The organism is Cellulomonas sp. P5_E12, assembly GCF_054049315.1.
Genome location: NZ_JBFUMP010000037.1, coordinates 1 through 22,059 on the forward strand (window position 1 = coordinate 1; position 22,059 = coordinate 22,059).

The 22,059-nt window shown below is 72.2% G+C and carries 23 protein-coding genes and 1 pseudogene; 17 read left to right on the top strand and 7 right to left on the bottom strand.

The annotated features are described in order from the left end of the window. A pseudogene (locus ACXJKA_RS19060) lies at window positions 1-1,000 on the top strand (hypothetical protein); the annotation flags it as partial. Here ACXJKA_RS19060 and ACXJKA_RS19065 read toward each other — a convergent pair. Further along, complete coding sequence (locus tag ACXJKA_RS19065) at window positions 990-1,406, bottom strand: phage holin family protein (protein ID WP_456826768.1); 417 nt, start codon at window positions 1,404-1,406, stop codon at window positions 990-992. The pseudogene ACXJKA_RS19060 and the gene ACXJKA_RS19065 overlap by 11 nt on opposite strands. Before the next feature lie 112 nt (window positions 1,407-1,518). On the opposite strand from ACXJKA_RS19065, the gene hisC reads away from it, so the two are divergent. The 10 genes from hisC to ACXJKA_RS19115 all read left to right on the top strand — a co-directional run bounded on the left by hisC (window position 1,519) and on the right by ACXJKA_RS19115 (window position 9,610). Continuing rightward, a complete protein-coding gene (gene hisC / locus ACXJKA_RS19070) occupies window positions 1,519-2,586 on the top strand; it encodes a histidinol-phosphate transaminase (RefSeq protein WP_456826769.1) in 1,068 nt (355 codons plus the stop codon). A gap of 174 nt (window positions 2,587-2,760) precedes the next feature. Beyond that, window positions 2,761-3,894: a pyruvate dehydrogenase (acetyl-transferring) E1 component subunit alpha gene (pdhA, locus tag ACXJKA_RS19075; protein WP_456826770.1), complete on the top strand. Its 1,134-nt coding sequence runs from the start codon at window positions 2,761-2,763 to the stop codon at window positions 3,892-3,894. Then, the gene (locus tag ACXJKA_RS19080; RefSeq protein WP_456826771.1) at window positions 3,891-4,877 is read left to right on the top strand and encodes an alpha-ketoacid dehydrogenase subunit beta; all 987 of its coding nucleotides are present in this window, start codon (window positions 3,891-3,893) and stop codon (window positions 4,875-4,877) included. The genes pdhA and ACXJKA_RS19080 overlap by 4 nt, the downstream gene beginning before the upstream one ends. 11 nt (window positions 4,878-4,888) lie before the next feature. Next, window positions 4,889-6,373: a dihydrolipoamide acetyltransferase family protein gene (locus ACXJKA_RS19085; protein ID WP_456826772.1), complete on the top strand. Its 1,485-nt coding sequence runs from the start codon at window positions 4,889-4,891 to the stop codon at window positions 6,371-6,373. Window positions 6,374-6,401: 28 nt separating this feature from the next. Continuing rightward, the gene (locus ACXJKA_RS19090) at window positions 6,402-6,776 is read left to right on the top strand and encodes a TNT domain-containing protein (protein WP_456826773.1); all 375 of its coding nucleotides are present in this window, start codon (window positions 6,402-6,404) and stop codon (window positions 6,774-6,776) included. Beyond that, on the top strand, window positions 6,773-7,126 hold the full coding sequence (locus ACXJKA_RS19095) for a hypothetical protein (protein WP_456826774.1): 354 nt from the start codon (window positions 6,773-6,775) through the stop codon (window positions 7,124-7,126). Before ACXJKA_RS19090 ends, ACXJKA_RS19095 begins: the two co-directional genes overlap by 4 nt. A 63-nt stretch (window positions 7,127-7,189) precedes the next feature. Further along, window positions 7,190-7,561: a YbaB/EbfC family nucleoid-associated protein gene (locus ACXJKA_RS19100; protein ID WP_456826775.1), complete on the top strand. Its 372-nt coding sequence runs from the start codon at window positions 7,190-7,192 to the stop codon at window positions 7,559-7,561. Continuing rightward, window positions 7,558-7,878, top strand: a complete 321-nt coding sequence (locus tag ACXJKA_RS19105; RefSeq protein ID WP_456826776.1) for a type VII secretion target — start codon at window positions 7,558-7,560, stop codon at window positions 7,876-7,878. Before ACXJKA_RS19100 ends, ACXJKA_RS19105 begins: the two co-directional genes overlap by 4 nt. Then, on the top strand, window positions 7,875-9,224 hold the full coding sequence (locus ACXJKA_RS19110) for a glycohydrolase toxin TNT-related protein (protein WP_456826777.1): 1,350 nt from the start codon (window positions 7,875-7,877) through the stop codon (window positions 9,222-9,224). Before ACXJKA_RS19105 ends, ACXJKA_RS19110 begins: the two co-directional genes overlap by 4 nt. Beyond that, on the top strand, window positions 9,221-9,610 hold the full coding sequence (locus tag ACXJKA_RS19115) for a hypothetical protein (protein WP_456826778.1): 390 nt from the start codon (window positions 9,221-9,223) through the stop codon (window positions 9,608-9,610). Before ACXJKA_RS19110 ends, ACXJKA_RS19115 begins: the two co-directional genes overlap by 4 nt. A 30-nt stretch (window positions 9,611-9,640) precedes the next feature. Here the strand turns inward: ACXJKA_RS19115 and ACXJKA_RS19120 are convergent, their stop codons facing one another. From ACXJKA_RS19120 to ACXJKA_RS19130, 3 genes are all read right to left on the bottom strand, one after another. Then, complete coding sequence (locus tag ACXJKA_RS19120) at window positions 9,641-10,045, bottom strand: hypothetical protein (RefSeq protein ID WP_456826779.1); 405 nt, start codon at window positions 10,043-10,045, stop codon at window positions 9,641-9,643. 3 nt (window positions 10,046-10,048) lie between these two features. Further along, window positions 10,049-10,543: a QcrA and Rieske domain-containing protein gene (locus ACXJKA_RS19125; RefSeq protein WP_456826780.1), complete on the bottom strand. Its 495-nt coding sequence runs from the start codon at window positions 10,541-10,543 to the stop codon at window positions 10,049-10,051. 197 nt (window positions 10,544-10,740) lie between these two features. After that, complete coding sequence (locus tag ACXJKA_RS19130; protein WP_456826781.1) at window positions 10,741-12,585, bottom strand: MDR family MFS transporter; 1,845 nt, start codon at window positions 12,583-12,585, stop codon at window positions 10,741-10,743. A gap of 204 nt (window positions 12,586-12,789) precedes the next feature. Here ACXJKA_RS19130 and ACXJKA_RS19135 point away from each other — a divergent pair, with 204 nt between their 5' ends. From ACXJKA_RS19135 to ACXJKA_RS19145, 3 genes are all read left to right on the top strand, one after another. Beyond that, window positions 12,790-13,401 carry a hypothetical protein gene (locus ACXJKA_RS19135; RefSeq protein ID WP_456826782.1) on the top strand — a complete coding sequence of 204 codons (612 nt, stop codon included), beginning with the start codon at window positions 12,790-12,792 and terminating at the stop codon, window positions 13,399-13,401. Window positions 13,402-13,464: 63 nt separating this feature from the next. Further along, window positions 13,465-14,223: a copper resistance CopC family protein gene (locus ACXJKA_RS19140; RefSeq protein WP_456826783.1), complete on the top strand. Its 759-nt coding sequence runs from the start codon at window positions 13,465-13,467 to the stop codon at window positions 14,221-14,223. 34 nt (window positions 14,224-14,257) lie between these two features. Next, the gene (locus ACXJKA_RS19145; protein ID WP_456826784.1) at window positions 14,258-16,327 is read left to right on the top strand and encodes a cytochrome c oxidase assembly protein; all 2,070 of its coding nucleotides are present in this window, start codon (window positions 14,258-14,260) and stop codon (window positions 16,325-16,327) included. A 1-nt stretch (window position 16,328) separates the two neighbouring features. On the opposite strand, the gene ACXJKA_RS19150 is transcribed toward ACXJKA_RS19145, so the two are convergent. Beyond that, window positions 16,329-17,033, bottom strand: coding sequence for a hypothetical protein (locus tag ACXJKA_RS19150; RefSeq protein ID WP_456826785.1), 705 nt, complete (start codon window positions 17,031-17,033; stop codon window positions 16,329-16,331). Between the two features lie 176 nt (window positions 17,034-17,209). After that, complete coding sequence (locus ACXJKA_RS19155; RefSeq protein ID WP_456826786.1) at window positions 17,210-17,836, bottom strand: DUF6318 family protein; 627 nt, start codon at window positions 17,834-17,836, stop codon at window positions 17,210-17,212. 369 nt (window positions 17,837-18,205) lie between these two features. On the opposite strand from ACXJKA_RS19155, the gene ACXJKA_RS19160 reads away from it, so the two are divergent. From ACXJKA_RS19160 to ACXJKA_RS19170, 3 genes are all read left to right on the top strand, one after another. Beyond that, window positions 18,206-19,009, top strand: coding sequence for a type IV toxin-antitoxin system AbiEi family antitoxin domain-containing protein (locus ACXJKA_RS19160; protein ID WP_456826787.1), 804 nt, complete (start codon window positions 18,206-18,208; stop codon window positions 19,007-19,009). Window positions 19,010-19,121: 112 nt separating this feature from the next. After that, a complete protein-coding gene (locus ACXJKA_RS19165; protein ID WP_456826788.1) occupies window positions 19,122-21,182 on the top strand; it encodes a S9 family peptidase in 2,061 nt (686 codons plus the stop codon). A 93-nt stretch (window positions 21,183-21,275) separates the two neighbouring features. After that, on the top strand, window positions 21,276-21,590 hold the full coding sequence (locus ACXJKA_RS19170) for a DUF6458 family protein (RefSeq protein ID WP_456826789.1): 315 nt from the start codon (window positions 21,276-21,278) through the stop codon (window positions 21,588-21,590). 42 nt (window positions 21,591-21,632) lie between these two features. On the opposite strand, the gene ACXJKA_RS19175 is transcribed toward ACXJKA_RS19170, so the two are convergent. Next, window positions 21,633-22,059: anti-sigma factor (locus tag ACXJKA_RS19175; RefSeq protein WP_456826790.1), on the bottom strand; the 427-nt coding region annotated here is incomplete at its 5' end.

Below are 22,059 nucleotides of genomic sequence, written 5' to 3' on the forward strand. Positions count from 1 at the left end.
GGTCCGGGCCGCGCGGCTGGCGGTGGCCGACCTGCCCGGCCGGCTCACCGCCGACGGTCGGGCCGAGCTGGCGATCCTCGCGGTCGGTGGGTTCGTCCGMTCKCTCCATCGGGGCACGCAGGCGCCGACGCTGCGGCCGGTGGCCGGCGGGGCCGCGACCCTGTTCGGCCCGCTCCCGGCCGCCCGGCCGACGGCGGTGCTCGTCCRCGCCGCGCCGCCGCAGCTCCCCGCCCCGCGGACGACCGCCGACGTGCTGGAGAACGTGGCGCGCAGCTACTCCGGGACCACCGAGACCGGGCTGCCCGGCACACCGCAGGGCGTCATCTCGGTGCAGCAGCTGACGCACCCCGACGGCTCGCGGGCGTGGGTGGTCGAGATCCCGGGCACCGAGAGCTGGAACCTCGACGCGAGCACGCCGATGGACCTCACCACCAACGGCAGGCTGCTCGGGGGGCTGCCGGACGACATGACGGATGCCGTCCTGGAGGTGATGCGGCTGTCCGGCATCGGCGCGGACGAGCCCGTGATGCTGGCCGGCCACAGCCAGGGCGGCATGGTCGCCATGTCGGTGGCGGCGGCGGTCGGGGGCGCGTACACGGTCCGCGCGATCGCAACCGCGGGTACCCCGGACATCCCCCGGCCCGCGCCCGCCGGCGTCGAGGTGCGGCACTACCGGCACCGGGAGGACGCCGTGCCGCAGCTGGACGGGGTGCCCGACGCCGTGGGAGCGCACGTCACCGTGGTCACGCGCGACCTCGCGTCGACGGGCGGGCCGGTCGTCCCGACGCCGTTGGAGGCGCACTCCGTGGCGCGCTACGCCGAGACGGCGGCGCTCGCGGACCGCGAGCTCGTGGGGAGCCCCGGGATGCGGTCGTTCGACGCCGCGGCCGGGTCGGTGCTCGGTCCGCCCGGCACGACCGCGGTGACGCGGCAGTTCCAGGCCACGCGCGACGTCGCTCTCGTCGCGGAGCAGCCGCCGCGACTCTGGCCTAGTAGGTGATCTCGGTCGACGACGACGTGTACTGGACCCGGCTGCCGCCCGGGACCAGGACGGAGAGGACGAGGCTGACGATCGCGATGATGATGCCGGCCCAGCAGGCCACCCCGAAGTTGTCGATCCGCAGGCCCCAGCTGGTCGCCTCCGTGATCCACGCCGTGAGCATGAGCATGAGGGCGTTGACCACGATGGTGAACAGTCCGAGCGTGAGGATGTAGAGCGGGATGGACAGGATCGCGACGATCGGCTTGACGATCGCGTTGACGATCCCGAACACCAGCGCAATGAGCAGGATGATCGCGAGCTGCTGCCAGCCGGTGTCGCCGCCGACGATCGAGAGGCCGGGCAGGATCAGCGTGGCGAGCCAGATGGCGACGCCGTTGATGAGGACGCGGACGAGGAAGGCCATGCGTCGATCCTGCCACCGACCGTGCGGGCGGAGTACGGCGCGCAGCGGGATTGGTCCCGCTCGATCGACCCGCTGACCCGGTGGATCCACCGGGCGGTGGCATGCTGAGCCCGTGACTCGCGTCCCCCTGCGTCAGGCCCTGTCCGACCTGCCGCCGTACGTCCCCGGGGCTCGCGTCCCGGTCGGTGCGGCCGCGTTCAAGCTCTCGTCCAACGAGAACCCGTACCCACCACTGCCCTCCGTGGTGCTGGCGATCTCCGACGCCGCCGAGGACATCAACCGGTACCCGGACATGTACGCCACCGAGCTGACGGGCGCGATCGCGACGTCGCTGGGGGTGGCCCCCGAGAACGTGGTGACAGGCTGCGGCTCGGTCGCCGTGCTGGGCCACGTGCTCTCCGCGGTGTGCGAACCCGGCGACGAGGTCGTCGTGCCCTGGCGCTCGTTCGAGGCGTACCCGATCGCGGTCACGCTGGCGGGCGCGGTCGGCGTGCACGTGCCCGTGGGCGACGACGGGCGGCTCGACCTCGAGGCGATGGCCGCGGCCGTGACGCCGCTGACCAAGGTCGTGCTGGTGTGCACCCCGAACAACCCGACCGGCCCGGCGGTGCACGCCGACGAGCTGGCCACGTTCCTCGACGCGGTCCGGCAGGACGTGCTCGTCGTCCTCGACGAGGCCTACGTCGAGTTTGTCCGCGACCCGGAGGTCCCCGACGGTCTGGCGGTGTTCGCCGACCACCCCAACGTCGTGCTCCTGCGGACGTTCTCCAAGGCGTTCGGCCTGGCCGGCCTGCGGGTGGGCTACGCCGTGGCGCGTCCGCGCCTGGCCGCCGGGATCCGGGCAGCGTCGACACCGTTCGGCGTCTCGCACGTCGGCCAGCTGGCCGCGCTCGCGTCGCTCCGCGCGACCGCCGAGCTGATGACCAGGGTCGACGCGATCGTCGTCGAGCGCGCCCGCCTTCTCGCCGGCCTCCGGAGGCAGGGCTGGGACGTGCCCGACAGCCAGGCGAACTTCGTCTGGCTCCCGCTGGGCGACCACGCCGCGGCGTTCGCGGAGCGCACCGGCCGCGCCGGCGTGCTCGTGCGGCCCTTCCAGGGCGACGGTGTGCGGGTGAGCGTCGGGGAACCCGAGGCGACCGATCTGCTGCTCGAGGTGGCCGCGGAGTGGCTCGCGCGCTGAGCGTCCCGCGCCGGCGGCTGCGGGTGTAGACAGTCGACAAGGGCGCTCGCTCAGGCTTGTCAAGGTCCTTCCGGCCAACCTACGGTGCCGTAGCCTACGCTAACGTAGGTTACGAACGACCGACTTTGCCACCACCCCCGAGCGGCACCGCCGCTGCACGCGAAGGAGAACCGCGTGGTCCCGAACGGCCCCCTGACCGACGACGGTCTCGTGCAGCTGCTGACCCCCGCCGGTCAGCGCACGGCCCACCCCGACTACGACCCCCGGATCGCGCACCTCGACGCCGAGGCGCTGCGCGGCCTGTACCGCGACATGGTGCTGGTCCGCCGCTTCGACAACGAGGCGACGTCGCTGCAGCGGCAGGGCGAGCTCGCCCTCTTCGCGCAGAGCCTGGGCCAGGAGGCCGCGCAGATCGGCTCCGGACGCGCGCTGGCGCCCCAGGACCAGGTGTTCCCCAGCTACCGCGAGCACGGGGTCGCGCACACCCGCGGCGTCGACCTGGCGGAGGTCCTGCGGCTGTTCCGCGGCATCGACCACGGGGGCTGGGACCCGCTCGCGCACGGGTTCCACCTGTACACGCTGGTCATCGGCTCGCACACCCTGCACGCCACCGGATACGCGATGGGCCTGCAGCGCGACGGCGCCGTCGGCTCGGGCGACCCGGCGCGCGACTCCGCCGTGGTCACGTACTTCGGCGACGGTTCGACCTCGCAGGGCGACGTCAACGAGGCGCTCGTGTTCGCGGCGGTCAACAACGCGCCGGTCGTCTTCTTCTGCCAGAACAACCAGTGGGCGATCTCGGAGCCCACCAGCCGGCAGTCCCGCGTCCCGCTGGCCCACCGCGGCGCCGGCTTCGGCATCCCGAGCGTGCGCGTCGACGGCAACGACGTCCTGGCCACGTACGCGGTGACCGCCGAGGCGCTCGACCGGGCCCGGTCCGGCGGCGGACCCACGTTCATCGAGGCCTACACGTACCGGATGGGCGCGCACACCACCTCCGACGACCCGAGCCGGTACCGGTCGGCCGCGGAGGAGGAGTACTGGCGCCAGCGCGACCCGATCGACCGCCTGCGCCTGCACCTCGAGGAGCGCGGCGAGCTGCCGCAGACGTTCCTCGACGAGCTGGCCGCCGAGGGCGACGCCCTGGGCGAGCGGATCCGCACGACCGTCCGCGGCATGGGCCGGCCGTCGGCGGCGTCGATGTTCGAGCACGTCTACGCGACGCCGCACGCCGTCGTGGAGTCCGAGCGCGCGTGGTTCGAGAAGTATGAAGCGTCGTTCCTCGATGGAGAGGCGAGCCACCGATGACCACCATGACGTTCGCCAAGGCGATCAACCTGGGCCTGCGCAAGGCGCTCGAGCAGAGCCCCAAGGTGCTGCTCATGGGCGAGGACATCGGCGCGCTCGGCGGCGTGTTCCGGGTTACCGACGGGCTGCAGAAGGACTTCGGCGGCGACCGGGTCGTCGACACCCCGCTGGCCGAGTCCGGCATCGTCGGCACCGCGATCGGCCTGGCGCTGCGCGGCTACCGGCCGGTGTGCGAGATCCAGTTCGACGGGTTCATCTTCCCGGCGTTCGACCAGATCACCACGCAGCTGGCCAAGATGCACTACCGCTCGAACGGCCGGCTCACCTTGCCCGTCGTCATCCGCGTGCCGTACGGCGGCGGCATCGGCGCGGTCGAGCACCACAGCGAGTCGCCCGAGGCCCTCTTCGCGCACACCGCTGGCCTGCGGGTGATCAGCCCGTCGTCGCCGACCGAGGCGTTCTCGATGATCCAGCAGGCCATCGCGTCGCCGGACCCGGTCCTGTTCTTCGAGCCCAAGGGCCGGTACTGGGAGAAGGGCGAGGTCGACGTCGACGCCGCCATCGACGCCCCGCACCCCGCGCTCGACACCGCCAAGGTGCTCCGCCCGGGCACCGACGTCACCGTCGTCGCCTACGGCCCCACCGTGCAGACCGCGCTCAGGGCCGCCGAGACGGCCGCCGCCGAGGGCACCAGCATCGAGGTCGTGGACCTGCGCACCCTGTCGCCCTTGGACACCGCGACCGTGGCCGCGTCGGTCCGCCGCACCGGTCGCTGCGTCGTCGTGCACGAGGCGCCCGTGCTGTACGGCACCGGCGCCGAGGTGGCCGCGCGCATCACCGAGGAGTGCTTCTTCCACCTCGAGGCGCCCGTGCTGCGCGTCGGCGGCTTCCACACGCCGTACCCCGTCGCCAAGATCGAGCACGACTACCTGCCCGGGCTCGACCGCGTCCTCGACGCCGTCGACCGCTCGCTGGCCTTCTGAGGAGACCCGCCGTGCCGACCTTCCAGCAGTTCCCGCTCCCGGACGCGGGCGAGGGCCTGACCGAGGCCGAGATCGTTGCGTGGCATGTCGCCGTCGGTGACACGGTCGCCGTCAACCAGACCATCGTCGAGATCGAGACCGCGAAGTCGCTGGTCGACCTGCCGAGCCCGTGGGCCGGTGTCGTGACCCGGATCCTCGTCGAGCCGGGGCAGACCGTCGACGTCGGCACGCCGATCATCGAGGTCGACACCGACCCGTCGGGGGCGCCGGCGGCGTCCGAGCCCGCCGCGCCGACCGGTGGCGCCATCGATCGCGGACATCGCGGCGGCGGGAACCGGCACGCGGGCGTCGAGCCCGGGGGTTCCGACGAGATCGCGGCGGCCCGGCCGGGCCGCGTCGTCGACGAGCCCGCGACGCCCGCTGAGCCTGCTGAGCCTGCGGAACCCGCCGAGCCCGCTGCGCGGGAGGCGGTGCTCGTCGGCTACGGGCTTGCCGAGACCGGCGCGGGCCGGCGTGACCGGACCGCCGACGGCTCACCGGCGTCGGCACCGACGGCCGCGGCCGCGACCGCGTCGCAGCGCGAGGCCACCCGGCACGCGCTGGCCAAGCCGCCCGTCCGCAAGCTCGCCCGCGAGCTGGGCGTCGACCTCGACTCGATCACGCCGACCGGTCCCGGCGGCATCGTCACGCGCGAGGACGTGCTCGGCCGTGCGGCCCAGGCCGAGGCCCGCACGCTGGCCACGTACCCCGGCGACGACGCGCCCTGGCTGGCCAGCGGCACCGTGTCCTCCGACGGTCGCCAGACCCGCGTGCCCGTGAAGTCGGTGCGCAAGCGGACCGCCGAGGCCATGGTGACCAGCGCGTTCACCGCCCCGCACGTCACGGTCTTCCACACGGTCGACGTCACCAAGACGATGAAGCTCGTCGAGCGACTTCGGGCGGACCGCGAGTTCTCGGACGTGCGCGTCACTCCGCTGCTCATCGCCGCCAAGGCGCTCATGCTGGCCGTGCGCCGGCACCCCGAGATCAACGGCAGCTGGGACGAGGGCTCGCAGGAGATCGTCTACAAGCACTACATCAACCTCGGCATCGCGGCGGCGACCCCCCGCGGGCTCGTCGTGCCCAACATCAAGGACGCGCACCGCCTCACGCTCAAGGAGCTCGCGGGCGCCCTGGCCGAGCTCACGTCGACCGCCCGGGCGGGCCGCACCAGCCCCGCGGACATGTCCGACGGCACCATCACGATCACCAACGTCGGGGTGTTCGGCATCGACACGGGCACGCCCATCCTCAACCCGGGCGAGGCCGCGATCCTGGCCTTCGGCGCCATCCGCGAGCAGCCGTGGGTGCACAAGGGGAAGATCCGGATCCGCCACGTCACGCAGCTGGCGCTGAGCTTCGACCACCGCCTGGTCGACGGCGCGCTCGGCTCACAGGTGCTGGCCGACGTCGCGCGCGTGCTGCACGACCCGTCGCACGGGCTGGTGTGGGGCTGACGGCGTCCTCGCGTGTGACACTCCGGGGATGAGCGGTTTTGCGACGTGGCGATGGCCCGACGACCCGGTCCCCGTCACCGTGCGGCGGCTGACCGTGGACGACGACCTGCGGCTCGACCGGATCGGCTACGAGCGCGGGGACCAGCTGCACGCCCGCGACTCGGGCTTCAGCACGCGGTCGATGCCGCCGGACAAGCGGGAGACCGCCCGGCACGCGTACCGCGTCGACACCACGAGCCCGCTGGTGGTCGACGGACTCGTGCAGCTCGAGGAGTCCGTCGTCGCGCCCTGGTTCGGGCAGCCGGGCGGCGCGACGGTCTACCGGTTCCTCGACACCAACGGCGCGTCGATCACCGTCCGCGACCTGCGTCGGTTCCGGATCCTCGTGGAGGAGTCGCTGTGAACGGCGAGGCGGAAGAGCTGCGCGCCGACGCGCTCGACAACGACCTGCTGGACGGCGTCGACTTTGCCGTCGCGTTCGTCAGCCCGAAGCACGGGTCCGAGTGCATCCTGTTCGACGGCTCGCCCGACGGCTTCCTCGTGCTCTACACCGACATGGGCGTGACCCGGACCCTGTTCGCGTCGCCGTCGTTCGCGCAGGCGCGGGCCGTCTTCCTCGACGAGGCGTGCTGGCTCGGCGCCGAGCGCGGGCGCGGGCCCTACGTCGGCCGCGCCCAGGCCGTCGGCACGGAGGACTGGAGCCCCGCGCAGGTGGTCGCGGCGTACGAGCGGCGGCTGCTCGAGGGCGTCTGACCCTGATGAGCCGATCGGTGGAAGCCCCGTCGGCCCGTCCGGTTCGTGGTTAGGCTGCCGGGCGTGACAGCGTTCTACGACGACCCGGACGCCGCCCTGGCGCGGGTGCAGCAGGACATCGCGCAGGCCCAAGAGCGCGCCGAGCGCGCGGCCGAGGTCAGGGCATCGATCGACCGGGTCCGCGGCCGGGCGCGCAGCCCGCGCGGCGAGGTGGACGTCGAGGTCGATGCGACGGGGCAGCTCACGGACCTCGTGATCGACGACGCCGCGATGAGCCTGCGCCCATCCGACCTGGCGACGCTGATCCGCGAGACCGTGAAGGCCGCCGGCCGGGACGCGGGCCGGCGGGCGGTCGCGGTGACCGACGACGCGTACGGCGAGGGCTCGCCGATCAGCACGCACCTCCGCGACGAGATCGAGGCGCGCTGGGCATGAGCGGGGGCTTCGAGGTCGACACCGAGATCCTGCGTCGGCACGGCGCACGGGTGGAGCAGGTGGCGAGCGACGTGCGCACGGCGCAGTCCGCCACCGGGTCGACGGACCTGCACGGCGGGGCGTTCGGGGTGCTCTGCTCGTTCCTGCCCGCGATCGTCGGCGGCGTGGACTCGGCGGCACGCGAGGCGCTGGCCGCCATGCACGAGGCGTCGGACGGCGTCGTCCGCGAGCTCGGGTCGATGGCCCGGTCGTTCGAGCAGGTCGACGAGCGCGTGGAGCAGCTGCTGCACGGCATCGGGAAGGTCCTCGACCGGTGACGGCGAACCCGCTGGTCGCGGGCCAGGTCGACACGTCCACCGCGTTCGGTGGTGCCGGGGTGCTGGAGTCCGTCACGGACCTGTGCTCGTCGTTGGAGTCGGGGTCGTGGGTCGCGATCGGGTTGGCCGGGGTCGGTGCCGCGCTGGATGTCGCGGCGACTGTGATCGACCCGCTGGGGTCGTTGATCGGCGCCGGGCTGGGCTGGTTGATGGAGCATCTGGAGCCGCTGAAGGGCTGGCTGGACGACCTGACCGGGGATCCCGGTGCAGTGCTCGGGTTCGCCGGGACGTGGCAGAACGTCGCGGACGCGATGGGTGCCGCCGGCGATGAGCTGACCCGGGTCGTGCGGGCGGACCTGGAGGCGATGACCGGGTCGTCGATCGAGGCGTACAGCGCGTACGCGGACGGGTTGGCGGACCGGATCCGGGCCACGGGCAGCTCGGCGTCGGCCATCGGCGGGGCGCTGAAGACGTGCGCGATGGTGGTGCAGGTGGTGCACGACCTGGTGCGGGACACGCTGGCGTCGCTGGTCGGGTCGATCATCTCCTGGGCGGCCGAGGCGGTGTTCACCCTCGGGTTGGCCACGCCGGTGATCGTGGGGCAAGTCTCCACCCGCGTCTCGTCGTTGGCCGCCAAGGTGGGACGCTCGGTCACCGACGTCATCTCGTCGGCGAAGTCGTTGAAGAACCTGCTCGAAGCCCTGCAGGACGTGCTGCGCCGCCTGGCCTCCGGGGTGCGCGGCAAGCTCCCCGGCGCCAAGGCGCCCGACGTGCCGCCGCGGCACCCGAGCGGGCTGCCCGTCGGGGACGGCGCGAGGCGGGCGACGTACGAGCAGGTCCAAGACCCACACATCCACCCCGACAACGTCGACGTCGTGGAACCCGGATACGACCCGTTGGGCGGGTTCGACTCGTCCGAGGACTTCATGCAGCAGTACCACGGGCGGCCCGATCCGGGCGTCCCGGGCGGACTGGACTGGCGGTGGCCCCCGAACGACGGCGCCGTTCCGGGTTCCGAGGTGCGGCGCGCGCTCACGCCGTCGGACGACATCCAGCTCGACCGGATCGGCGGCGACGGCGGCACGTACTTCTCGCCCCAGGACACGCCGTTCGGCGAACGTGCCCTCCCACCCGACCGGCTGAACTTCTCCCGCCAGGACTACCGGATCGACACCAGCCACCCGCTGGTCCGGAACGGCTCGATCGACATCGAGTCCTCGACGATCGCACCGTGGTTCGGGCAGCCGGGCGGTGCCGTCCAGTACCGGTTCTTCGCGCCCAATGGAGACGTCATGACCCAGGCAGACCTGATCGCCCACAAGATCCTCGTCGTGGTCGAGCCATGAGCGTGCCCGCACCACCGCCCGAGTTCGTCGAGCTGCACGACGAGTGCCTGCGGCTCGGATACCTGTACGGCCTGGACTACTTCATCTGGCACATCCCTGCCGAGCTGAGCAGCGAGCTCATCGTCCTGGGCCTGGACGGCGACAGCTACACGGTGTCCTACCGCGACATGGGGACGCAGCGACTCCTGCTGAGGACCGACGACTTCGCCGTCGCCCGGGCGCGGTTCCTGGACGAGCTCGGCTGGCTGGCCGGCCCACGGGGACGCGGGCCCTACGTCGGTCGGAAGTCGCGCGCGGAGGTGCAGGCTGAGAGCTGGACCGTCGAGGAGGCGACCGAGGACTTCTACCGACGCTATGGGCGACCCGGCGGGCAGCCGGGCGCGTGAGCGCACGGCGTACTCAGCGGTTCGACCACGTCACCGCGTCGCGCTGACGATGGAGCGTTTTCGCTCCGCCAGCAGCGCCGCGATGCCGAGCACGATCGCGCCGATCTCGGAGATCGCCGACAGCCACACGGCCCAGCCCACCCACCGCTCGTGCACCCCGAAGAACCCACCGGGCGTCGTGGAGATGAGGAAGGCCGTGAGGGTCGCGACGCCGAAGCCGACGGCGCCGAGCAGCGGCAGCCAGTGCCGCCAGACCAGGACGAGCACGCCGAGCACGAGGCCGCCGATCCCGTTGAGCAGGAACGCGGGACCGACGACGTCCAGCGTCTTCATCCCGTCCTGCCAGAGGTAGAGGTGCACGACCGCCGAGGTCACGACGCAGATCGCGATGAGCACCCGCAGCAGCGTGGCCGTCCGGCGCCGGGTGTCGGCCACGGCTCAGGCCTTCCCCGCGAGCACGGCGCCGTCGCTGACGTGCACGTCGACCGCCGGCAGGGGTGACGGCGCCGGGCCGGAGACGTTGCCGCCGGTGAGGTCGAACACCGATCCGTGGCACGGGCACTTGAGCTGGTCGCCGTCGGGTGCGACCGTGCACCCCTGGTGCGTGCAGACTGCCGACACCGCCGTGACCGTTCCCGCCTCGGGCTGCAGCAGGATGATCGGCTTGCCGTCGGCGCCGGTCGCGGACAGCGCGCCGCCGACCGGGATGTCGGCCACCTGCGCCAGGGGCTCGCCCGCCGCGGGCGCGTCCTGTGCCGGCGCGTCCTCCGGGGTGTCCGAGCCGCCACCGCCGCACGCCGCCAGGACGCCCGCCGCCGCGACGCCCATCGTCACGAGGCCCGCCCTGGCCAGCATCTGTCGGCGGTCGAGGCACCCGTCGCAGGTGTGCGCGCTGATCGGTGCTGCCGGGGACTCCTGCGTCGTCGCGGACATCTCCACCTCCGTGGGGTACCTGCTCGGGGCTGTCACCTGTGTCACGATCCGGGGACCGTCGAGGTTCAACCGTTCTCGAACTGTTCCGACGGATCCTTCGGGCCAAGACTGCCTGGTGATTGCCGTGTAGGTGCGGAAACGCGACGACGGCCCGGCGCGCAGGTGCGTGCCGGGCCGTCGTCGGTGAGGGTGGAGCGTCAGTCGGCGCGGACCGACTCCCCCCGTCGAGCGTGGTCGGCGCCCTCCTCGGCTGCGTCGGTCGACGCCTCCGCGCGGGTCACCGCGGCGTCGTCGGCGACGATGGCCGCGACACCGCCCACGGCGGTCGCCGCGGCCGCCTGTGTGGGCGGCGTGCCCGCGGCGGCTGCGGCGTCGTCGTCGAACCGGCCCTGGATGCCCGACACGTTGCGCAGGGGCAGCTCGGGGAGCATGACCGTGAGGATGACACCGGCGGCCATGATGAAGGCCGCCAGCAGCAGGACGGTGTCCACGGACTGCGCGAACCCGTCGAGGAACGGCTGCGCGAGCCGCGGGTCGAGGTTGTTGATGAACGACGAGTCGTCGAGCGACGGCACCGTCGCGCCCCCGCCCGGCTGCAGCATCGACAGCACAGGAGCGTTCGCCGGGTCGGCCTGGACCGCGGGATCAGCCAGAGCCGCCTGGAACGCGGGCGTCTTGGCCACGGCGCGGAAGGCCGACGCGATGTTGTCCCCGACCGTCGAGAACAGCACGGACAGGAACACGGCGGTCCCCAGCGTGCCGCCCATCTGGCGGAAGAACAGGGACGACGACGTCGCGACGCCCATGTCCCGCACCTGGACGGCGTTCTGCACGGCCAGCACGAGCGGTTGCATCGTGAAGCCGAGGCCCAGCCCGAACAGGACCGAGACCGCGAAGACGAAGGGCAGGGTCGTGCCGGACTCGAGGCGGGAGAACAGCAGAGCGCCCGTGCCCATGAGGATCGTTCCGGCCACCGGGAAGATCTTGTAGCGGCCGGTCCGGGAGGTGGTCTGACCCGCGACGATCGAGCCCGCCATGATGCCGAGCGTGAACGGGATGAGCGTCAGGCCGGCCTCGGTGGGGCTCTGGCCCTTCACGATCTGCAGGTACAGCGGCAGCGTCGCGAGGCCGCCGAACATACCGAGGCCGATGACGGTGTTGGCGCCCGCGCCGACGGAGAAGGTGCGGTTCCGGAACAGGTACAGCGGGAGGATCGCGTCGGCCTTGGCGTACCGCTCCGCGAGGATGAACGCCGCGATGCCGAGCACGCCGATGACGTAGCACGAGATCGACCGCGGGGAGTCCCAGCCCCAGATGCGGCCCTGCTCGGCGACGACCAGCAGCGGCACCAGGGCGACGATGAGGGCGAGCGCGCCGGGGTAGTCGATCTTGTGGTCGACGCGCCGCAGCGGCGGCAGGTGCAGCACGCGCCAGATCACGAGGATCGCGATGATGCCGATGGGCACGTTGATGAGGAAGACCCAGCGCCAGCCGTCGATGCCGAGGATGGTCTCCGCGCCGGCGAAGAAGCCGCCGACGACCGGCCCGAGCACGGACGCCACGCCGAACACGGCGAGGAAGTAGCCCTGGTAGCGGGCGCGCTCACGGGGGGCGACCAGGTCACCGAGGATCGTGATGGCCAGCGCCATCAGGCCACCGGCGCCGAGGCCCTGGATGCCGCGGTAGACCGCCAGCTGGTACATCGAGTCGGCGGTGCCGGACAGCAGCGACCCGAGCACGAAGATCGAGATCGAGATCATGTACAGCGGCTTGCGGCCGTAGATGTCCGAGAGCTTGCCGTACAGCGGCGTGGAGATCGTGGCCGTGAGCAGGTAGGCCGTGGTCACCCAGGCCTGCAGCGACAGCCCGTTCAGGTCGTCGCCGATGGTGCGGATGGACGTCGCGACGATGGTCTGGTCGAGCGCGGCGAGGAACATGCCGAGCATCAGGCCGCCGAGGATCGTGAGGATCTCGCGGTGGGTCGGCGGGACGAACGTCGAGGCGTTCTGGGTGGGGGGTTCGGTGGTGCTCTGCTGGGACATCGGACCTTCTCGGCAGACGGGGGACGCGTGAGGCGACTGCACTGACGGGCGACGCTACGGGAGGGGTACGACACCCTCAGGTGATTGCGCAGGACAACCATCCCGCATGAAAGTTCGCAACAACCGTGCCACCGGGATGTGTTCCCGGTCACGGTGAATCCGTCAGGTGCGGGCGACGCCTGTGCCGGCGGCTACCGTGGCGGGATGCCCCCTCCCGCGACCGGCCCGCTGCGCCTCGTGCGCGCCGGCATGGTCGCCGTGGTGACGGTCGCGCTCGCGACCCTCGCGCACCTGCTCGCCGGCGGCGGCCTGCCTCCGGTCGTCGTCCTCATCGCCCTGACCGCGTTCGCGCTGGCCGCGGCGGCGGTGCTGACGGCGCGCACGCTGGGTCCCGTCGGGGCCGTGGCCCTGCTCGGCGTGGGCCAGCTCGCGCTGCACTCGGCGTTCAGCCTGTTCACCTCGATGGCCTGCATGTCCGGCCCACCCTCCGCGCACCACGCTGGGACGGCGATGCAGTGCACTGCCGCCGACGCCGGGTCGGCGCAGCCCTTGCTCGGTGGGTCGACGATGCTCGTGCTGCACGTCGCCGCGACCCTCGCCGCCGCGCTCGTGATCGTCGGCGCCGACCGCGCCCTGTGGTGGCTCGCGGCGTGGCTGCGGCCGCTCGTCGACTCGGCCGCCCCGGTCGTCGTCGTGCCCCGTGCCGTTCTGCCGACGCCGGTCGAGGCGCCGTCGTCGGGGGACGAGTGGTGGCGCGCGGTCGTGCCGCTGCGGGGTCCGCCCGCCTGGCAATCCTCCGTGGTCTCCGTGCGCTAACCGGTTGAGCCGGTGGCCGGGCGGACCGCGCGCCCGCCATCGACGACCCCTCAAGGACCCCACATGCCCTCGACCCGTGCCGGCGCGACCCCCGCCGCCACCCTCGCTCTCGCCGCCCTGCCCGCGACTGCCGCGTCCGCCCACGTCCGGGAGGCGCCACTTCGCGGTTCTCACCTTCCGCGTGCCCGACGAGACGGCGCTCGTGCTCGTCTCGCGACGACGGTGCTCCGACGCGGCTCGGCGCTGCTCGGCGGCCTCGCGCTCGCGCTCGTCGGGACCCTGGCCGGTGCGTCCGCGGCACAGGCGCACGACGTGCTGCAGGGCACCGACCCGGCCGACGGGTCGACCGTCCCCGTCGCTCCGGACCACGTCACGCTGACGTTCACCGAGCCCGCGCTCCTCGTCGGCACCGAGATCGTGGTGCGCGACCCGAACGAGCGGACGGTCAGCACCGGCGCGCCCGTGCTCGTCGACAACACCATCACGCAGGAGGTCACCGGGGAGCTGCCGGCCGGGGTGTACACGGTGGTCTACCGGGTGACCTCGGACGACGGCCACCCCATCGAGGGCCAGTTCGCGTTCACCGCCTCCGGTGGGGTCGCCTACGGCGTGCCGACGACGACCTCCGCTCCCAGCGCGGCTCCGACGCCCACGGCCTCCGCTCCCACCGCCGCCCCGACGCCCACGACCTCCGCGTCGGTCGCCCCCGCGGCCGCCGAGCGGCACGTCTCTGCGGGACAGCTGATCGGGATCGCGGCTGTCCTCGTGGTGGTCGGCGGGGTCGTCGCCTGGGCGCTGCTGCGGAGGCGGCCGGCAGCGTGACGGATCTGCCCCAGCAGCGACCTACGCTGGTCCGATGACTGCGCCGGTGACCAAGGCCGGGGGATCGGGCGCCGGTGTGCGTCGAACCCCGAGCCCGTGGCGCGTCCTGGTGCTCGCGGTGGCGGCGGTCGTCGCGGCTCTGCTCGGCGTGGCGTTCTCCGGCGCGGCGCTGCCGGCGCTGCTCCGCGACCCGGGTGTCGTCGTCCGCTGGGGCCTGCCAGCGACGGCGACCCTGACCGAGCTGGCCGGCTCCGTGACGCTCGGCGCCCTCGTGCTGGCGGTGTGCGTGCTGCCGCGCCGCGCCGCGACGGCGTCGACGCGAACCATCCGCGCCGGCATCGGCACCGCGGACGGCACCGCGTACCCGCGCAGCACCCTGCTGGCCGGGTTCGCCGCGGGCACCTGGACGCTCCTGTCGGTCGTGCACCTGGTCCTGACCTACGCGAGCGTCGCCGGCCGGCCACTCGACTCCGCGACGTTCGGGTCGGAGCTCGGCGTCTTCGTCACGCAGATCGACCTCGGCCGGACTCTGCTGCTGATCACGACCGTCGCGGCGGTGGTCACCGCTCTCGCGCTCGTCGTCGCCACGCCTACGGGCGCCGCCTGGACCACCGTCCTCGTGCTCGTCGCCCTCTGGCAGCAGGCCCAGCTCGGGCACGCCGCCGGTGCCTCGGGGCACGACATCGCGACGTCGTCGATGGTGGTGCACCTGGTCGGCGCCGCCGTCTGGATCGGTGCCCTCGCCGCGCTGGCGCTCCTGGTCCGTCGGATCGGCACCGACCTGACCGCGTCGGTCGCGCGCTACTCGGTGATCGCCGGGTGGTGCTACGCCGCGATCGCCGTGTCCGGGCTGGTCAACGGCCTGCTCCGGACCAGCGGCTGGGACGACCTCACGACGCCGTACGGCGTCCTGCTGCTGGTGAAGACGGCGCTGTTCGGCATCCTCGGTCTGCTCGGCCTGGCGCACCGGCGCGCGGTGCTGCCGCAGCTCGCCACGCGTTCGAGCGACTGGTTGTTCTGGCGGCTCGTGCTCGTCGAGCTGACCGTCATGGGTGCCGTGTCGGGCGTCGCCGTCGCGCTCGGCGAGACCGCGCCGCCCGTGTCCGAGGAGCCGCCGCTCGACCAGTCCCCCGCCTACCAGCTGACCGGCCACCCCCTGCCGCCCGAGCCGACCGCCCTGCGGTGGATCACCGAGTGGCGCTGGGACCTCGTCCTGGCGTCGGCGGCCGTCGCCGGCCTGATCGTCTACTGGCGCTGGGTGCTCCGGCTGCGGCGCCGCGGCGACTCGTGGTCGCTGCTCCGGGCCGGGTCCTGGTCGGTCGGCATGATCCTGTTCCTGTGGGCGACCAACGGCGCACCCAACCTGTACGGGCACGTCCTGTTCAGCGCGCACATGGTCCAGCACATGACTCTGGCGATGGTCGTGCCGCTGTTCCTCGCACTGTCCGCGCCCGTGACACTGGCCCTGCGCGCGCTGCCCGTCCGCTCGACGCAGCTGCGCGACGACGCCTCGCGCGGGCCTCGCGAGTGGATCCTCGTCATCGTCCACAGCCGGGTCGGGCAGTTCTTCGCGCACCCCGTCGTGGCCGCCGTGAACTTCATCGGCTCGATGCTGCTCTTCTACTACTCCGGCCTGTTCGAGTGGTCGCTGCGCAGCCCCGTCGGGCACCTCGCGATGGTCGTCCACTTCACCACCGTCGGGTACCTGTTCGTCAACGCGCTCGTGGGCATCGACCCCGGTCCCAAGCGACTTCCCTACCCGCAGCGGCTGCTCCTGCTCTTCGCAACGATGGTGTTCCACGCCTTCTTCGGCGTGACCATGGTGACCGGCGACGTCCTGCTCGTCGCCGACTGGTTCGGCCTGATGGGCCGCCCCTGGGGAGCGTCGGCGATCGCCGACCAGCAGGCCGGCGGCGCGATCACCTGGGGCATCGGCGAGATCCCGACCCTGGCCCTGGCCATCGGCGTTGCTGTGGCGTGGTCCCGCGACGACGACCGCACCGCCCGCCGGCGTGACCGCCAGGTCGACCGGGACGGCGACGTCGAGATGGACGAGTACAACGCCATGCTCGCCGGCCTGGCCGAGCGCGACACCCGCGACTGACTCAGCCGCACCCGGGCTGGTCGGGGTCCGCGTCGCAGTCCTGCGAGACCAGGTGCGACCGGCGTTCGACCACCTCGAACTGTGCCGACGTGCTCGCGGTCTCGGCCGTGCCGTCCACGTCGCGCCACTCGTCGTCCCCGTCGACCCGGTACCGGCCCGACCACGTGGTGGTGAGCGTGATCGTCTGCGCCGGGTCCGGATCCGTGTAGACGTGGGACACGTCGAACGCCGGGTACGGGTGCCCCGGACTCGTGGTCGACAGGTGTCGCGAGCCGTCCTGGAAGTCCCACGTGAAGTGCGTCGGCGTGGCGATCACGTCGATGCCGTAGCCGAACAGGTCCGTCCGGAACGTCTGCTCGGCGGCGTCGGTCAGGACGATCGTCTCCTTGTTCACCAGCACCCAGCCGCGGTCCGGCTGCATCTGGACGACCTGCGGCGCGATGGGCAGGAGGCGGAAGTCCGCCGCCGTGAACGTGGGCAGCAGGTCGTCCGGGCAGCCACCGTCCGCGACGATCGTCCACGCGGACCAGGCGTCCACGGGTGTCGCGCGCGTCCTGGTCCACAGCGGGAGCACGGGCGTCGCTTCGCCGCAGTTGTTAAGGCCGGCCTCGCCATCGGCCGGGGGGCAGGTGCCGTTCAGCGGCGTGGTCAGCTCGGCGCTGTTGGTGTTGCAGAAGACCGCACGCTGGTACTCGCGCAGCAGCACCTCGGGCGCTCCGGCTTTGGCGCGGAGGGCGCGGGCGAGTTGCTCACCTTCGAACGCAGACAGTCGTAGTGCGTCCCCTGACGAATCCCCGAGGATGTCCACAGCTTGGGTGCTGGTCGTAGGGCCGACCACGACTATCGCGAGCGTCAGGAGGCAAATCAGCCAAGGGCGCTCTCTCACGACGATGGCTCTTCTGTCGGAGTCGCCTCCCGAACAGCCCACGATCCGTTGTTCCACACAACGGCGAGATCGACGTGGATCCTCTTCGTATCCGGGAAGCTCTTCACAACATCCCCGGTTCCGTTGAGTGTCGCTGACGGATCCTGGATTAGGTCGATCTTGACCGTGTACCACGCCCCGGGATTGACCTCAAGAACTGAGCGATCGACGAGTTCGAAGGCGCCCCCTTGACTGTGTTCTCCGCGACCGGCCATCGCTTGGGCGTTCGTCGTTGCGCTCGAGCAAAACACGCACTCAGGGTGGCTGAGAGCGTTCCAGTCGTTGAGGTCGCCCGTCGCGTAGATGTAGGGGTAGAGCCCGAGGAAGTACTCCGCAGCAGCCACCGCGCCATCCGCGCTAGGTGGCTCATCCAGCGCCGCGGGCCGGGACGGTTTCACGCTCACGTCCACCTTGGGCGACTCGGTCGGCGTCGACGTCGGCGTCGGCGAAGGCGTCACCACGACGGCGGGCGTCGAGGACTCCGTCGCCTCGGGCGTCCCGCCGGTGCACGCCGCCAGCAGCAGCAACCCGGTCACGGGCGCGACAAGCCGGGCACCGCGGCGAGAGCTCGTCAGCCAGGACATGCGGGCGAACGTACCGAAAGCGGACGGCCCGCGTCACGACCGTTCACCCGGTTGTGGACAACCCCTATGACCGTGGCCCAGTCGACCGTCGGCAGCCGACACATCACGCGTGCGACGACAGCGCCGGTACGTGAGCCGCCCACAGCGCGGCGGATCTGGAGTGAGTTCACCGGTCGACCTCCACGTCGCTTGACGGTCGTTCGACGTTGGTGTCATCGCGGAATGCGTCCCGTGCAGCCGCCACCCCGGTCGTTGCTGACACTCGCCCATCGGCAAGAGGGGCTTCTCTCGTCGGTCCAGTGCGACGAAGCCGGACTCGGATCGAACCAGCGTGGGCGGCTGGTCGCGACATCGACGTGGCAACGGGTCGTGCGCGGTGTCTTCGACGTGGAGCCGTTGCGGGACCGTCGCCGGGACGCGGACCACCGACGTCGGCGGGCCGCGTGGCTCGGGATGCTCGCGGCTGGTCCCGGCGCGATCGCCGTCGGGCAGTGCGCGCTGGCGCTTCTCGGCGTCGGAGGCCTGCCGTCGGACATCCACCCCGAGGTGGCGATGCCGGGCGGGAGGTTCGGCCGGTCGCGGGAGGGTGTGCGTGTCCGCCAGGTCGAGGCCCTCGAGCCGACACGGTTCGGCGCAGGAATGGTTGCCGGCATGGTGCCGGCGTTAGCCCTCTCCCTGCCCGAGCTGCCGCGGGACAACGCCGTTGCCGTGCTCGACGACACGCTTCACCGGGGCCTGCTCACGGACGCCGGACTGTCCGCGGTGACAGCCCGGATGCGCGGCCGACGGGGGTCGGCCAAGGTGGCGGACTGGATCGGCCTGGTCGATCGTCGAGCCGAGTCGCCGCTCGAGTCGTTCGCGCGACTCGCCTGCGTCGACGGCGGAGTGCCGCCTGATGAGCTGCAGGTCGAGATCAGGGCATCGAGTGGACGGCTCATCGGTCGCGGTGACATGGGCTGGCGCCTCGACGGCAGCCGGTGGCTGATCGCGGAGATCGACGGTCGCGAGTTTCACGAGGCGCCGAACGCGCTCCTCCGGGACCGGGCGCGGCAGAACGCCCTGATGAACACGGGTCGCGTGGACCTCCTGCGCTTCACAGCAGCCGACATCCGGACCCCGAGCACGATCCCGACCACCGTCCGCGCCGCACTCGATCGCGCTCCGCGGCCGTGAGAACAACATCAGACCCGTCATGGAGGCAGATAGCGGGTCGGATGTTGTTCTCGCAGCCTGCGCGACCCGACCGCCCAGCAGCCGGGCAGGTCGAGGTGGTAGGACGGAGCGCATGACTTCGACGCCCTTTCACGATCTTGACCAGTACGTCGCCATCCCTCGGCTCGCGGGGCTCGTGCTCTCGCCGGACGGGACGCGGTTGGTGACCGCCGTCGCGACGCTGAACAGCAAGAAGACCAAGTTCGTGACGGCACTCTGGGAGGTCGACCCGAGCAACCAGGAGCCCGCGAGAAGGCTGACCCGCAGCGCGAAGGGTGAGTCCAGCGCGGCGTTCACTGCGCACGGCGACCTGCTGTTCACCAGCGCGCGGCCGGACCCCGACAGCGACAAGGACGACGACGACGCGGTCCCGGCGCTCTGGCTGCTGCCCAAGAACGGCGCCGAGGCCCGCGTGGTCGCGCACCGGGCCGCGGGTCTCGGTGGTGTGCACGTCGCCAAGGACGCCGACGTCGTGCTCGTCGGGTCGGACGTGCTGCCCAGCGCCACGGACGCCGAGACGGACGAGAAGCTGCGCAAGGCTCGCAAGGACAAGAAGGTCGCGGCGATCCTGCACGACTCCTACCCGGTCCGGTACTGGGACCACGACCTCGGCCCGGAGTCGCCGCACCTGTTCGTCGCGACCGTGTCCGACGACGTCGTCGCGCCCCTGGCGTCGAGCACGGACCCGAAGCTGACCCTGACGGACGTGACGCCGGGAGCGCGCTCGGCGCTGGTCGAGCAGGCCTCGGACATCAGCCCGGACGGCCGGACGGTGGTCACCGGGTGGCACCTGCCGCTCTCGCGCGGGGACATGCGGAGCCGCCTGGTCGCGATCGACGTGGCGTCGGGTGAGCAGCGGGTGCTCGTCGACGACCCGGAGGCTGACCTCGGGTCGCCGCGCGTCTCGCCCGACGGGCAGTGGGTGGTCTACAGCCGGGAGACGATCTCGACGCCGCACGCGGCCCCGCGCGTGACACTCGAGATCGTCGCGTTGACCGGCGGCGAGCCGCGCACGCTCGCGCCGACGTGGGACCGCTGGCCGCACGAGCCCGTCTGGCTGCCGGACAGCTCGGCGCTGCTCGTGCTCGCCGACGACGACGGCCGCGGACCGATCTTCCGGCTCGACCTGGCGACGGACGAGGTCACGCGGCTGACCAGCGACGACGCGACGTTCACGGACGTGAGCATCAGCCCGGACGGCACCACGGCGTACGCGCTGCGGACGTCGTACGAGGCGCCGAGCCACCCCGTGCGCATCGACCTGGCGACGAAGCAGACGACCGCGCTCAAGAGCCCGATCGCGACGCCCGAGCTGCCCGGCACGCTGACCGAGGTCGAGACGACGGACGACGACGGCCGCCGCGTGCGCGGGTGGCTGGCTCGACCGGAGGGATCGGACAAGGCTCCGCTGCTCCTGTGGATCCACGGCGGCCCGCTCGGCTCGTGGAACGCGTGGTCGTGGCGGTGGAACCCGTGGATCCTCGTCGCGCGCGGGTACGCGGTGCTGCTGCCGGACCCGGCGCTGTCGACGGGCTACGGCCAGCAGTTCGTCCAGGACGGCTGGGGTGCCTGGGGCGGCACGCCGTACACGGACCTGCTGGCGATCACGGACGCGGTGGAGCAGCGGGACGACATCGACGAGAGCCGCACAGCGGCCATGGGCGGCTCGTTCGGCGGCTACATGGCCAACTGGGTGGCCGGCCACACCGACCGCTTCCAGGCGATCGTCACGCACGCGAGCCTGTGGGCGCTGGACCAGTTCGGCCCGACGACGGACGCGGCGTTCTACTGGGGCCGCGAGATGACCGAGCAGATGGCTCTCGACAACTCACCGCACCTGCACGTCGACAAGATCGTCACGCCCATGCTCGTGATCCACGGCGACAAGGACTACCGCGTGCCCATCGGCGAGGGCCTGCGGCTCTGGTACGAGCTGCTGGCCAAGAGCGGGCTGCCCGCCGACGACGAGGGCAAGACGCCGCACCGGTTCCTCTACTTCCCGGACGAGAACCACTGGGTGCTGAGCCCCCAGCACGCGATCGTCTGGTACCAGGTGGTCGAGGCGTTCCTCGCCGAGCACGTGCTCACCCGGACGGGTGAGGATGGTCCGAATTATCCCGAGATCCTCGGGTAGCCGGTCCTCTCGACGTGCGGGTTCGCCCGGTCGGGACCAGACTCGCGGGTCGAAGCCGGGCGACCGACGCCCGGCACGACGGAAGGACCGGACATGGGTATCGGAGGCGGCATCGCCCTCATCGTCATCGGCGCGATCCTCTCGTTCGGCGTCCAGGACGCGGTCGACGGGGTCAACCTGGTCGTGATCGGCTACATCTGCATGGCTGCGGGCGTCATCGCACTGATCCTGGCGATCGTGCTCAACGCGCAGCGCAGCAACACGTCGCACACCGCGGTGGTCGAGCAGCGCACCACGCCGAACGCGGCGCCGGCTGCTGCGGCCCCCGTGGCGGTCCAGCCCGTCCAGCCCGTCCAGCAGGTGCCGGTCCAGCAGCAGCAGCCGCCGGCGGCCCCGCCCGCGGTCTGACGGACGACGACAGGACGCCCCCTCCCAGCGGAGGGGGCGTCCTCATGCCTGCAGCGGGCCGCGCACGATCGAGTCGCCGGAGTGCGAGGGGTTCCCGTCGAACTGCTCCTCGGACACGTCGACCACGGAGTACTGCGACAGGTCGAGGCCGTCGGGCAGGTCGAACCGCCCGGACGTCCCGTCCAGCGTGCCCAGGCTCACGAGCCCGCTGACGTCGGGCTTGAGGAGCCACACCTCGCGGAAGCCCTCGCCCGTGGGGGCGTCGTGGGTGAGGTCCACGACGAGCACGCGGCTCCCGTCGGCCGCCGTCTCGACCACCGCGGAACCCGACGCGTCCCAGCCGGGCAGAGGTTCGAGGGTCGCCGTGGCCACCACGTTCGTGGAGTCGTCGTGGTTGGCCACCCACCAGGCGCCCCCGCCGCCGACGACGAGCCCGGCCGCCGCCGCGGCGGCGACCCAGCGCCAGGGG

Coding starts and splice junctions, on each gene's coding strand:
- ACXJKA_RS19130 (WP_456826781.1), bottom strand. CDS start 12,585: ATGTCCCAGCAGAGCACCACCGAACCCCCCACCCAGAACGCCTCGACG.
- ACXJKA_RS19090 (WP_456826773.1), top strand. CDS start 6,402: ATGAGCGGTTTTGCGACGTGGCGATGGCCCGACGACCCGGTCCCCGTC.
- ACXJKA_RS19135 (WP_456826782.1), top strand. CDS start 12,790: ATGCCCCCTCCCGCGACCGGCCCGCTGCGCCTCGTGCGCGCCGGCATG.
- ACXJKA_RS19145 (WP_456826784.1), top strand. CDS start 14,258: ATGACTGCGCCGGTGACCAAGGCCGGGGGATCGGGCGCCGGTGTGCGT.
- ACXJKA_RS19170 (WP_456826789.1), top strand. CDS start 21,276: ATGGGTATCGGAGGCGGCATCGCCCTCATCGTCATCGGCGCGATCCTC.
- ACXJKA_RS19080 (WP_456826771.1), top strand. CDS start 3,891: ATGACCACCATGACGTTCGCCAAGGCGATCAACCTGGGCCTGCGCAAG.
- ACXJKA_RS19115 (WP_456826778.1), top strand. CDS start 9,221: ATGAGCGTGCCCGCACCACCGCCCGAGTTCGTCGAGCTGCACGACGAG.
- ACXJKA_RS19125 (WP_456826780.1), bottom strand. CDS start 10,543: ATGTCCGCGACGACGCAGGAGTCCCCGGCAGCACCGATCAGCGCGCAC.
- ACXJKA_RS19165 (WP_456826788.1), top strand. CDS start 19,122: ATGACTTCGACGCCCTTTCACGATCTTGACCAGTACGTCGCCATCCCT.
- ACXJKA_RS19065 (WP_456826768.1), bottom strand. CDS start 1,406: ATGGCCTTCCTCGTCCGCGTCCTCATCAACGGCGTCGCCATCTGGCTC.
- ACXJKA_RS19140 (WP_456826783.1), top strand. CDS start 13,465: ATGCCCTCGACCCGTGCCGGCGCGACCCCCGCCGCCACCCTCGCTCTC.
- ACXJKA_RS19105 (WP_456826776.1), top strand. CDS start 7,558: ATGAGCGGGGGCTTCGAGGTCGACACCGAGATCCTGCGTCGGCACGGC.
- ACXJKA_RS19155 (WP_456826786.1), bottom strand. CDS start 17,836: ATGTCCTGGCTGACGAGCTCTCGCCGCGGTGCCCGGCTTGTCGCGCCC.